General features: G+C 61.7%; 10 protein-coding genes. 1 reads left to right on the forward strand and 9 read right to left on the reverse strand.

The features are described from left to right. Window positions 1-18: 18 nt before the first annotated feature. The 9 genes from QEZ49_RS08895 to QEZ49_RS08935 form a co-directional block, all read right to left on the reverse strand. Window positions 19-909 (reverse strand): serine protease, encoded by an 891-nt coding sequence (locus QEZ49_RS08895; protein WP_280386133.1) that lies wholly within the window; start codon window positions 907-909, stop codon window positions 19-21. A 206-nt stretch (window positions 910-1,115) separates the two neighbouring features. Beyond that, window positions 1,116-2,519 carry an NAD(P)(+) transhydrogenase (Re/Si-specific) subunit beta gene (locus tag QEZ49_RS08900; RefSeq protein ID WP_068461890.1) on the reverse strand — a complete coding sequence of 468 codons (1,404 nt, stop codon included), beginning with the start codon at window positions 2,517-2,519 and terminating at the stop codon, window positions 1,116-1,118. A gap of 73 nt (window positions 2,520-2,592) precedes the next feature. Continuing rightward, window positions 2,593-3,030 (reverse strand): proton-translocating transhydrogenase family protein, encoded by a 438-nt coding sequence (locus QEZ49_RS08905; protein ID WP_245281895.1) that lies wholly within the window; start codon window positions 3,028-3,030, stop codon window positions 2,593-2,595. Continuing rightward, window positions 3,030-4,166 (reverse strand): Re/Si-specific NAD(P)(+) transhydrogenase subunit alpha, encoded by a 1,137-nt coding sequence (locus QEZ49_RS08910; RefSeq protein ID WP_068461885.1) that lies wholly within the window; start codon window positions 4,164-4,166, stop codon window positions 3,030-3,032. The genes QEZ49_RS08905 and QEZ49_RS08910 overlap by 1 nt, the downstream gene beginning before the upstream one ends. An 84-nt stretch (window positions 4,167-4,250) precedes the next feature. After that, window positions 4,251-4,394 (reverse strand): aa3-type cytochrome c oxidase subunit IV, encoded by a 144-nt coding sequence (locus QEZ49_RS08915; protein ID WP_280386138.1) that lies wholly within the window; start codon window positions 4,392-4,394, stop codon window positions 4,251-4,253. A gap of 364 nt (window positions 4,395-4,758) precedes the next feature. Next, on the reverse strand, window positions 4,759-5,085 hold the full coding sequence (locus QEZ49_RS08920; RefSeq protein ID WP_280386140.1) for a c-type cytochrome: 327 nt from the start codon (window positions 5,083-5,085) through the stop codon (window positions 4,759-4,761). 152 nt (window positions 5,086-5,237) lie between these two features. Beyond that, entirely contained in the window at window positions 5,238-6,647 is a 1,410-nt protein-coding gene (locus QEZ49_RS08925) for an AarF/ABC1/UbiB kinase family protein (RefSeq protein WP_280386141.1), read from the reverse strand. A 75-nt stretch (window positions 6,648-6,722) separates the two neighbouring features. Further along, window positions 6,723-8,582 (reverse strand): potassium transporter Kup, encoded by a 1,860-nt coding sequence (locus tag QEZ49_RS08930; protein ID WP_280386143.1) that lies wholly within the window; start codon window positions 8,580-8,582, stop codon window positions 6,723-6,725. 331 nt (window positions 8,583-8,913) lie between these two features. Continuing rightward, entirely contained in the window at window positions 8,914-10,731 is a 1,818-nt protein-coding gene (locus QEZ49_RS08935) for a M3 family oligoendopeptidase (RefSeq protein ID WP_280386145.1), read from the reverse strand. Window positions 10,732-11,041: 310 nt separating this feature from the next. Here QEZ49_RS08935 and QEZ49_RS08940 point away from each other — a divergent pair, with 310 nt between their 5' ends. Next, window positions 11,042-12,556: a sigma-54 dependent transcriptional regulator gene (locus QEZ49_RS08940; protein ID WP_280386147.1), complete on the forward strand. Its 1,515-nt coding sequence runs from the start codon at window positions 11,042-11,044 to the stop codon at window positions 12,554-12,556. The last annotated feature ends 7 nt before the right edge of the window (window positions 12,557-12,563 follow it).

Genomic DNA, 12,563 nt, shown 5'->3' on the forward strand with positions numbered 1-12,563 from the left:
GTGTTCAATCGGATTGCGCTATTGCAATCCACTCTGTTGCAGCAGTCGAAGAACCGCGCTGCATGGCGCTACAAATGAGTGCCAGTCGCCCTTCTTCTTCGGATCGACATCATATCGAAAGCGGTTCTGCGGTCCGGCCGCGCCTTTGGCCATGACGCCGACAAGCGATCCATCATGCGCAAGAACAGGCCCGCCGGAATTGCCGGGCAGTGAGTCCACGCTGGTGGCGATGTAGGTGGATGTCGTGTCGCGAAACTCGGCCTTGCCGATGCCGACAGAAATGCCGTGGCTCCAGCGCTTGATCTGCTGCGACTGTTTCAGCGAGCGCCGCTTGGCGACACCGGGAAAGCCGATCGCGTAGACTTCCTGCTCGAACGCGCTGTCACATTGTCCGTTCACGGGCAGGGGTGCGCCGACGTGGCGTTTCGATGGTGCTACGACCCGGATGACGGCGAGATCGTACGCATCATCGATGCGGACGGCTTTGACATTGTCGAGCCGCTGCGGGCGCGGCGCGAGCGTGATGCCATCCGCCTCAAAGCGTTTGCTGCTGGTGTCTTCAACCAGATAGCGCTTCTGGCCTTTGCAATCCTCCACTGCATGTCCGGCGGTGATGAAATAGTGCTCAGTGCGTTCGCCCTTCGGTACGCGTCGGACCGGGAAGGCGGAGGCGGTGTAACTGCCTTTGCTGCCTTCGCACACGAACGCGTAGACGGAGTTCCATGCCTCGGAAACAGCTGCGGGGCGCTCGTCGGTGAAGAAGCCTTCGCCCGCGTGAGCCGATGACAGCGAAAGCATCGGCATGGCGACAGCAATGATGGTGCTGACGGCAAACATCGTCGTCAGACGCCGCGTGATGGCGCCGGCGGCTAGTGGCTTGCGGACTAATTTGGCAGAGGCGGGCGGCATGGGTGCGGCGAATGGTTGTTGCAACTCTGCCTGCGGAACCGGGCGGCATCCCATCGAAAACAGCAAAGCCGCTCTGCGGTCAACCCGCAGAACGGCTTTGAGATAACGATCGCACATTGGCCCGGTGATCATGAGCCAGTGGCGGAAACAATGCCCCGCCACAGGGCGCCGAGATCGTGGGCTCCGATGTGGAGCCCGGTTTCCGTTTAGTGGGCCAGCGCCTTGACGATTTCTTCCGTCATCTTCTTGGCGTCGCCCAGCACCATCACCGTATTGTCGTTGTAGAACAGCGGATTATCGATGCCTGCATAACCGGACGCCAGCGAGCGCTTGTTGAACAGCACAGTGCCCGCCTTCCACGCCTGCAGCACCGGCATGCCGTAGATGGGCGACGTCTTGTCGTTCTCAGCCGCAGGATTGACGACGTCGTTCGCGCCGATCACGTAGACGACATCGGCCTGCGGGAACTCCGAGTTGATGTCTTCCAGCTCGAACACTTCGTCATAGGGCACGTTGGCTTCGGCCAGCAGCACGTTCATGTGGCCGGGCATGCGGCCTGCAACCGGATGGATGGCGTACTTGACCTCGACGCCTTCCTTCTTCAGCGCATCGCCCATTTCGCGCAATGCGTGCTGGGCTTGCGCCACCGCCATGCCGTAGCCCGGCACGATGATGACCTTGGAGGCGTTCTTCATCACGTAGGCGGCATCTTCCGCCGAGCCGAGCTTGACGGGCTTCTGCTCGCCGCCGGCCGCCGGGCCCGCCGTCTCGCCACCGAAGCCGCCGAGAATGACGGAGATGAACGAGCGGTTCATGCCCTTGCACATGATATACGACAGGATTGCGCCTGACGATCCGACCAGCGCGCCGGTGATGATGAGCGCGATGTTGGATAGCGTGAAGCCGATGCCCGCGGCTGCCCAGCCTGAATAGGAGTTGAGCATCGACACCACAACCGGCATGTCAGCGCCGCCGATCGGGATGATGATGAGCACGCCGAACAGCATCGAAAGCAGCGTGATGGCCCAGAACAGTGTTGCGTCGCCGCCGGATTGGCAGAACAGATAGATCAGGTACACGATCGCGACGAACAGGCCGAGATTGATGGCGTGGCGCGCGGGCAGGATGATCGGCTTGCCGGACATGCGGCCCGAGAGCTTCGCGAACGCTATGACCGATCCGGTGAAGGTGATGGCGCCGATGGCAACGCCAAGCGACATCTCGATGAGACTGGCGGCGCCGATGGCTCCGCGCGTGCCGATGCCGAAGCTGTCCGGCGCATAGAGCGCGGCGGCGGCAACGAACACGGCGGCAAGACCGACAAGCGAGTGGAACGCGGCGACCAGTTCCGGCATCGCCGTCATGGCGATGCGACGGGCGGTGACGGCGCCGATGCTGCCGCCGACGCCGAGACCGCCAAGCAGAAGTAGCCATGTCCACACCGACTGCGGCGCGGCGACGGCCAGCGTCGTGACCATGGCGATGGCCATGCCGGTCATGCCGAAATAGTTGCCCTGGCGCGAGGTGGCCGGGCTCGACAATCCACGCAGCGCCAGGATGAACAGCACGCCGGAGACGAGATAAAGCAGAGCGACGAGATTAGGTGTCATTGTGCACTTCCCCCGAGGGCAGGCATTGCGAGTGCGGTCGGGATGGGATTGAGGGCGCGCGTTGCTGGGTTCATCACCGCTTGTCGCCCTTCTTCTTGTACATCGCCAACATGCGCTGCGTGACGAGGAAGCCGCCGAAGATGTTCACGGCGGCCATGATGAGGGCCAGCACGCCAAACGTTTTCGAAGCGACAGTGTCGCCGCCCGTGAGGCCCGAGACAGCGCCGTGCTCAACCGCAACGGCGAGCAGCGCGCCAACCACGATCACCGATGAAATGGCGTTGGTGACGGACATCAGCGGCGTGTGCAGCGCGGGCGTAACGGCCCACACAACGTAGTAGCCGACGAAGATCGCCATCACGAACACCATCAGTTCGTAGACGATGGGGTCGATGGTGCCGCCGATGCCACCCGCCGCGAGTGCGGGCGATGCCAATGCGGCGGTGAGCGTGACAGCGCCAGCCGCCAGAGCGGTGAGCCGTCCGAATGTCGATTGCTTGCGACCGTGCATCATGCGGCTCCCTGCAGGCTGGGGTGAACGATCGCGCCGTCGCGGGCGACAAGCGTGCCCTTGATGATCTCGTCGTCCCAGTTGATCGCCAGCTTCTTTTCCTGCTTGTCGAACATGGTCTCGAAGAAGGTGTAGAGGTTCTTGGCGTAGAGACTGGAGGCGTTGATTGCGATCTCGCCCGCGAGATTGAGCGGGCCAAAGATCCGCACGCCGTTGTGGTCGACGATCTCGCCAGGCTTGGTCAGCTCGCAGTTGCCGCCGCGCTCCGCCGCCAGATCGACGATGATCGAGCCGGGCTTCATGCTTTCCACCATGGCGCGCGTGATGAGACGCGGTGCCGGACGCCCAGGAATGAGCGCGGTGGTGATGACGATGTCCTGGCCCTTGATGTGATTGGCGACCAGTTCCGCCTGCTTGGCCTGATATTCCGCCGACATCGCCTTCGCGTAACCGGCTGCGGTCTGGGCCTGCTTGAACTCGTCGTCTTCGACGGCGATGAACTTGGCGCCGAGTGAGGCGACCTGTTCCTTCGCGGCCGGGCGAACGTCCGTGGCCGACACCTGTGCACCGAGGCGGCGTGCGGTGGCGATAGCCTGGAGACCGGCTACGCCCGCGCCCATGATGAAGGCCTTGGCCGCAGGCACGGTGCCCGCCGCCGTCATCATCATCGGCATTGCCTGCTGGAACATCGCGGCGGCATCGATCACCGCTTTGTAGCCCGCGAGGTTGGCCTGCGAGGACAGCACGTCCATCGACTGCGCACGCGTGATACGCGGCATGAATTCCATCGAGAACAGGGAGGCCTTGCCGGTAGCCAGCGCCTCCATGCCTGCGCGATCGCCATAGGGATCGAGCATGGCGATGACGAGTGCTTCCGGCTTCAGCGCCGCGACCTCGGTGGCGGATGGCCGGCGCACCTTCAACAGCACGTCGGCATCGCGCAGCGCATCAGCGGCGGTGGGCACGATTTCCGCACCCTGGGCCGCGAGTGCCGCATCGGCAAAGCGGGATCGCGCTCCGGCGCCAGCTTCAACCTTCACTTTAGCCCCTAGGGCGACGAGCTTCTTGACCGTCTCCGGCGAAACCGCAACGCGCGGTTCATCCGCAGGCTCGGCGGTAACTGCAATGGTGACCATGCAAGTGTCCGATTCCGTGAGAAAAACGCTGTCGCCGGACTCGGCGGCTTGTCGGCCGCCGGTCCATGGGGATTTGGCTTCAGCCTAGGTGAGGAAGAGGTACATGCCGACGAGAAGCACAATCAGCGAAACTACTGCGATTTTCGTTAGAAACATGAAGCCCTTGTAGGTGCTCTCCAACTGGGCGTAGTCCATGTTTTCGTTGCCGCCAGAAAGATCGATCGACACTTGCTTGCCCCTCCCTAGGGATTGCTTGATCGTTGAGCTTTCTTCGTTACATCAAGCCAGATGTGCTATCAAGTCGCACACGGTGTTAGCGTGGTGCTGCATCGATGCTGACCGGCACCGTTTTCCGGTCCTGCCCCGCCAGTTGCGGCGGTGCAATAGGACAGCGCAGCCGAGCATCTGCAGCGACAGTAACGCAGCGATGACAGCGCGGCAGCCCGGACAAAAGAACATAGGTCTAAGGGCTTAGACTTTGGTCTCGGCAGAAAAGCGTCTGCATGATGCGCTGCGTGCTCTGTCTGCGGAGCAAGGCGAACGGACTCGAAACTGCAGCGCTTTCGCGCGTTCGCGAGCACTTCCCCTGCGATCATTTGCGCAGGGACATGATGTAAGCGGCCAGCGCGTGCATCTCATCCTGGGAGAGATTGTGGTTCGGCATCATCGGTGGAATCGATGCCAGCCAGCTCACCACGCCATCGTAGGTTTGCAGCGGTCGATTGGCCACCGCGCTGAAGCCGGGAATGCCCATGGCGCCCTGCTTTTCGCCCTGCCCAGGATTGAGGTGGCATTCGGCGCACAGAGAAATCGCCAGCTCATGCCCTTTCCGTATCGCGTCGGCGCCAGTTTGGGCGTGGGCTGCAGCGGGAAGCAGAACGGCGAATGCCATGCACGCCAGGCGCGCAAGCTTGTGCAAGGAGTTTGCCCCGCTGAACCTCGGCCATATCGACATGGTGCATTCCCCCGGCATCGCAATCAGCGCCGCATTCTACTGAAGGAGCGCGCGAATGCGTTGATCAATATCAGATCCGGCAGTGCGTGATCAGGCGGGCCGGCGTGTGCGCTGGCCTATTCAGGCAGCGGCACACCGGCCAATGCAAACGCTTCGCGCTGGCGGGCGGCGAGCGTGTCGAGGTCGAAATCGTCGATCATGCCGTTGAACAGCCGATACCAGTTCTGGCGCGCACCGAGGTGCAGGAAGACGCCGCCGAGACCGATGGCAGCGCGATCCATGAAGACGAATTCGCGCGGGATGCGAACTGGCCCTTTTTCCTTCAGGATGCGATGCACGGTGAATGCTTCCTGCCGGCCATACTCGCCGGGAGACGTATCCTCAGCGATGGTGCGCTCGCGATCATCCAGCAGCGGGCCGTAGATGAAGCGCGCCCAGATGGTGAGCGCTTCAATCAGCTCGTTGGAGAGACCGGAAAACCCCCAGGTCTCATAGGCGCTGACGATGCGGTCGCGGTCGTTGGCGAGCAATCCGCGATAAAGGTCGACCACGCCCCCGACGAACTGCGGGCGGAATGCGCGTATGCAACCATAATCCAGCAGGTTGATGCCGCCGGGCGCGGGCAACGCTGGAGCTGTGCTGTCGCCCGATGCCGGTGTTGATGCCGCTTGGTCGGCCGCCGCAAACACGGTGTAATTGCCCAGGTGCGGATCGCCGTGGATGACGCCGTAATGGCTGAATGGATACCACCAGGCGCGGAACATCGCCTGCGCGATTGCGTTGCGATCCTCCAGCGGCGCGGCCTTGTAATCGAGCAGCGGTTTGCCATCCAGCCACGTCATGGTCAGCAGACGCTTGGTTGAAAGTGCTGCGATGACTTGCGGCACGCGGACGGTTGGATCGTCGGCGAAGATGTGCGCGTAAAGCCGCGTGTGGCTGGCCTCGCGCTCGTAATCGAGTTCTTCGCGCAGGCGCGCGGCGATTTCAGCCAGGATGCCGCTGGTTTCAATTGCGGGATTGAAACGGGCATGGATGGCGAAGATGGCGCGCAGTTGCGTCAGGTCCGCTTCAACCGCCGACGACATATCCGGATATTGCAGCTTCACCGCCAGAGCGCGGCCGTCGTTGTCCGTTGCGCGATGCACCTGTCCGAGCGATGCGGATGCTGCGGCGTTGAGATCGAATGATCGGTAGCGCCCCGGCCAGTTCGGCCCCAGCTCCGCCACCATGCGGCGCTTTGCGAACGCTGGCCCCATCGGCGGCGCAGCGGATTGAAGCTGGGAAAGCTGACGCGCGTATTCGGCTGGTAGCGCTTCGGGGATGGTTGAAAGCAGTTGCGCCACCTTCATTAGCGGGCCTTTGAGCCCGCCGAGTGCAGCTGTCAGTTCGGCAGCTCCGCGCGCACCGTCATGCTCGCGGCCGAACAATCGCTCTCCGGCGATGCGTGTCGCGACACCACCGACGCTGGCGCCAACCTTGAGATAGCGCGACGCGCGCGCTGAGAACCGGTTTTCTTCCTTTGTCATCGCTTCCCGCATATCGGGTTGCGCGGCGCCATCGGCAAGATGCGATCTGCCGCGACAGCCGTGTTCGACGGCCGGCTAGACCGCAACCTGCGTTCCCACTTCGACAACGCGATCGGTTGGAATGCGGAAATATGTGGTGGCGTCCTGCGCGCTGCGCGCCAGCGCAACGAACAGTTTGTCTTGCCACGCTGGCATTTCCGATTTTGGCGTTGTCTTCAAGTTGCGTCGCGACAGGAAGAACGATGTGGTGCCGACATCCACGTTGAGATCCTTGCGCCGACACACCTCGAAAATTTTCGGAACGCTCGGCGTTTCCATGAAGCCATAGCGCGCGACGACGCGGATGAAGGTGTCGGACACGCGATCGACGGTCAGGCGTTCATAGCGGGGCACGCGTGGCACATCTTCGGTTTTGATCGACAGGATGATGTTACGCTCGTGCAGTACGCGGTTGTGCTTGAGGTTATGCATAAGCGCAGTTGGCGCCGCCGTCGGATCGGCGGTGAAGAACACGGCAGTGCCCGGAACGCGGTGCGGCGGCTTGGCATCGAGCCTGCGCAGCAGCCACTCCATATCGGCTTCATCCTTGCGGGTCTGCTTGGCCAGCAGGCGCGAGCCGCGCACCCATGTCCACATGATGGTGGCGATGCATGCCGCCAGCACCAGCGGCAGCCAGCCGCCTTCAAACACCTTCAGCATGTTGGCGGCGAAGAAGAACTGCTCCAGCACCATGAGCGGCATCAGCAGTGCCAGCGTCTGCCACAGCGGCCACTTCCAGTATTGCCACAGCACCAGAATGGCCAGCATCGATGTGATGACCATGGCGGCGGTAACGGCGACGCCATAGGCCGAGGCGAGGTTGGATGACGACTGGAACATCACCACCATCAGCAGCACGGCGATCAGCAGCATCCAGTTCACGCGCGGCAGATAGATCTGGCCGGACATCGATTCAGATGTGTGGGTGATGCCAAAGCGCGGCAGCATGCCGAGCTGGATCGCCTGGCGTGTCAGCGAGAATGTGCCGGTGATAACGGCTTGCGCCGCAACGACCGTTGCGATGGCGGCCAGCACGACGATGAACGGCAGCGCCCAGCTGGGATACAGCAGGAAGAACGTGTTGGTCAGCGTTTCGGGATGCGTCAGCACCAGCGCGCCCTGGCCGAAATAGTTCAACAGCAGGCAGGGCAAAACGAGCACGAACCACGCGGCCTGAATGGGCTTGCGGCCGAAGTGACCAAGGTCGGCATATAGCGTCTCGGCACCGGTAATCGCCAGGAAGACGAGGCCAAGAACGGTGAGGCCGAGAAAGCCGTGGTTGAGCAGGAACTGCACGCCGTACCAGGGATTGAGCGCAAGCAGAACGCCCGGATTGGCGACGATATTGATGACGCCGCCGAGCGCCAGCGTGAGGAACCAGACGACGGTTATGGGGCCGAAGAAGGTCGCCACCTTGGAGGTGCCGCGCGATTGGACGGAAAACAGCAGCACCAGGATGAGCACGGACAGCGGAACGACGAACTTCTCAAACGCTGGCGAAATAAGCGTCAGGCCTTCCATCGCCGATAGTACCGAGATGGCGGGGGTGATGACCGCGTCACCATAGAAGAACGCGGCGCCGGCAATGCCCAGGCCAACGATAACCGGTGCTGATTTTTTCGCGACGGATTGCCCAAGCGCCATCAGGGCGAACATGCCGCCCTCGCCTTTGTTGTCAGCGCGCAGAAGAATGACGACGTACTTCAGCGTCACAATGAGCAGCAGCGCCCACGTGATGAGCGACAGTACGCCATAGACTACTTCGTTGCCGGGCAGGCTCGAACCCTTGGCGGCATCGACGGCGACACGGAAGGCGTAAAGCGGGCTGGTTCCGATGTCGCCATAAACGACGCCGACTGAACCAACCATCAGCCCCAGAAACTTCTTGTTCGCCATTCCTTCAGGTGAGGCCGGCTCGGCGCCTTTTTGGGCCCCCTGCGAATGTGCCACGTGGCACCCCCGTAGCTGGATTGCAGTGCAGCAATTGGCGCGGGCTTCTGAACCCATACTGAAGCGAAGGGAACCATTTAATTGATATTCTCACCGCGACGCATTGCTTGACAATGACAGGTGAAACTGAAGCGGAAGCAAAGAAACGGACAGCGGCGCACCGACGAAGAGCCGATGCGCCGCAATTGGTAAGGAATTCCCGAAGGGGCGGCGACCAATTGATCGGGTCTTTGCAGCGGAACGCGTCAGCCCGCAGGCAGACGATATCGCCGCCCGATCAGACCGCCTTCTCCGCAGCTTCCAGTTCGTCAATCATGCCCTCGATGACCTTCAGGCCCTTGTTCCAGAACTCGGGATTGGAGGCGTCGAGCCCGAACGGTGCCAGCAACTCAGAGTGATGCTTGGAACCGCCCGCCTTGAGCATATCGAAGTACTTGTTGACGAAGTCGGGGTGCGCTTCCTCGTAAAGGCCATAGAGAGAGTTCACGAGGCAGTCGCCGAACGCGTATGCGTAGACATAGAACGGCGAATGCACGAAGTGCGGGATGTAGGCCCAGAACACTTCGTAGCCGGGTTTTAGCTCAATTGCCGGGCCAAGACTTTCTGCCTGCGTTTCGTACCAGATCTGGCCGATCTGATCCGGCGTCAGCTCGCCGTTGCGGCGGGCTTCATGCAGTTTGCGCTCGAAGGTGTAGAACGCGATCTGGCGCACGACCGTGTTGAGCATATCCTCAACCTTGCCGGCAATCATCGCCTTGCGCTCGCGTGCGTCCTTGGTTTCCCGCAGCAGCGCCTTGAAGGTCAGCATTTCGCCGAACACCGATGCCGTTTCAGCAAGCGTCAGCGGCGTTGAAGCCAGCAGCGCGCCCTGCGAACGCGCCATCATCTGGTGCACGCCGTGGCCGAGTTCGTGCGCGAGTGTCATCACATCACGCGGCTTACCCAGATAGTTGAGCAGCACATAGGGGTGCACGGACGGAACCGTCGCGGCAGCGAATGCGCCGGGCGCCTTGCCGGGACGTGCCGGGGCGTCGATCCAGTTCTTGTCGAAGAACTCACCCGCAACATCGGCCATCTGCGGCGCGAAGTCGTTGTAAGCGCTGAGCACGAGGCGCTGCGCGTCCTTCCATGCAAACACGCGCTCAGGACGTTCCGGCAGCGGAGCATTGCGATCCCAATGGGACATCCGCTCCATGCCAAGCCACTTGGCTTTCATCGCGTAATAGCGGTGCGACAGACGCGGATATGCAGCGCGCACGCTGGAAACCAGCGCGTCGACAACTTCCGCTTCCACCTGATTGGCGAGATGGCGGCTGTCGGCCACGTCCTTGAAGCCGCGCCAGCGGTCGGAGATTTCCTTGTCCTTGGCCAGCGTGTTGGTGATGAGCGTGAAGAGGCGAACGTTGTCCTTGAACACTTTCGATAGCGCTTCAGCGCCGGCCTGACGCTTCTTGCCGTCCGCGTTCGAAAGCAGGTTCAACGTGCGTTCAAGTGCCAGCGGCTCGCTCTCGCCTTCCACGGGGAAGCGCAGCGCCGCCATCGTTTCGTTGAACAGCCGGTTGAACGCGCCGCCCGATGTCTGGCTTTTTTCGTGCATCAGCCGTTCCAGCTTTTCCTCAAGCTGATAGGGCTTTTCCTTGCGGACGTTGATGATCCACGGCCGATAGTGGGCAAGGCGCTCGTTCTTCAGCGCTGCTTCCAGCGTCGCGTCGTCGATCTGGTTCAGTTCCAGCTCGAAGAAGATGATGTTGGTGGAAATTGCGGTCAGCTTTTCGGCGACATCGCCATAGAATTTCGCGCGTTCCGGATCAGCCTGATTGCCGGCGTAGTGCAGGCCCGCAAACGAACCAAGGCGGCCAGTCAGTTCGACGAAGCGCTCGAAGTCCTCGAGCGCGGTTGCCAGCGCGCCGCCGTCCTTGGCGATCTCAACCAGCTTGCCGTGATAGGCATCCTTGATGCGCTGGCCTTCCGCCGCGGCAGCGTCGAGGTCGCGCGCAAGCTCTGGAGCGGTTGGCGAAGGATAAAGATCGGCGAGATTCCACTCGGGCATTGCACCCAGTTCGTCGTTCGTGTCGGCGGTAACGGCCTTGGCCACAGCGGTCTCCTGCGCGTTAAATTTGGTCTGAATGGCGATCGCGAGCGCGTTCGCCCGCTATATGTGAGCTGTCGATTAACTGATTTACAGGTCTGTTAAGGCTGTGCAAAGGCACGCTGAACGTGTCGTTTTGAACCCGACCGAATCAGAAAAGGCTCAACCTGAGCGTCTTCGCAACTCCTTATTTACCCTTGTTGGGCAGTCTTAGCTTCAGTGAGTGAGCCACTGGCGGCCGAGTGTTCGATCCTGACGCATTTCAGGCGAGGCCAGCCAGTTAGGTAGTCCGTTACAGGTTGAGTTCGAGTGCCTCATGGTCAAGAGTTTGCTTATCGTCGATGACGATCCCACCCAACGCCGCATTCTTGAAGAAACGATCAAGCGCCTCGGGTTCGCTACTAAAACTGCCGGCTCGGGCGAGCAAGCCCTGCAGATCCTTGAAGGCCCGGAACGCGGCGACATTAGCCTCGTGCTTTTGGACCTCGTCATGGCCGGCGTGGACGGCATGGCGGTTCTGGAAAAGCTCGGAAGCAATCCGGGCACCCCACCGATCATCGTGCAGACGGCGCATGGTTCCATCGACGCAGCCATCAACGCGATGCGCGCCGGTGCTGTCGATTTCGTCGTAAAGCCGGTTTCGCCGGAGCGACTGGAAGTTTCGATCAAGAGCGCGCTCAAGATCGAGGCGCTGGCCGGCGAGATCACGCGCATCAAGAAGAAGGTTGAAGGCACGCTGACCTTCGCCGATCTCGTGGTGCAGGCTGAAGGCATGGAGCGTGTCGTTGCGCTCGGCAAGCGTGCTGCGGCTTCGAATATCCCGGTGCTTATCGAAGGCGAATCCGGTGTCGGCAAGGAGCTGATCGCCCGTGCCATTCAGGGCGAATCCGAGCGTGCGGGAAAACCGTTCGTCGTCGTCAACTGCGGCGCCATTCCGGAGAACCTGATCGAATCCACGCTGTTCGGCCATGAGAAGGGCGCCTTCACCGGCGCCGTCGACAAGCGTATCGGCAAGTTCCAGGAAGCCGACGGCGGCACGCTGTTTCTCGACGAGGTTGGCGAGCTTCCGCTTGATGCGCAGGTGAAACTGCTGCGCGCATTGCAGGAAGGCGAAATCGATCCGGTCGGCGCGAAGAAGTCCGTCAACGTCAACTTCCGGCTCATCTCGGCTACCAACCGCAACATGATCGACATGGTGCGCGAAGGTAAGTTCCGCGAGGATCTCTACTATCGCCTCAACGTGTTCCCGATCTGGGTGCCGCCGCTGCGCGAGCGGCTGGGTGATGTTGCTGAGCTGGCGCGTCACTTCATTGCCCGCTTCGCGGCTGAGGAAGGCAAGCGCATCAGTGGCCTCAGCGAGGATGCATTGCGTCTGATCCGCAGCTATCCGTGGCCGGGTAATGTGCGGCAGCTTGAAAACGCCGTGTTCCGTGCGGTGGTTCTGGCCGATGGTCCGGAGCTGACGGTTGCGGAATTCCCGCAGATCGCTGCGCACGTCACCGGCTTTGAAACGGCTGTGCCTGCTGCGCCAGCTCCGGCTCCGAAGCAGCCTGCGTTCAAAGGCCCGGCGGTGCTGGGTGCGGAAGATATCATTCCGCAGACGATGGAAATTCGCGGCGGCAACGGTGGTGGTCACGCCAGTGCGCTGGGTATTCCGGTCGTAACCGAAGCTGGCGACATCCGCTCGCTGGATGAGATTGAAGCTGACATGATCCGGCTGGCGCTTGGGCGCTATCGCGGACACATGACGGAAGTGGCGAAGCGCCTGAAGATCGGTCGCTCGACGCTCTATCGCAAGATGCAGGAATACGGCCTCGAGCCGCGCGCCTAAACCGCGG

This window comes from Hyphomicrobium sp. D-2 (genome assembly GCF_029872155.1).
GTDB lineage: Bacteria > Pseudomonadota > Alphaproteobacteria > Rhizobiales > Hyphomicrobiaceae > Hyphomicrobium_A.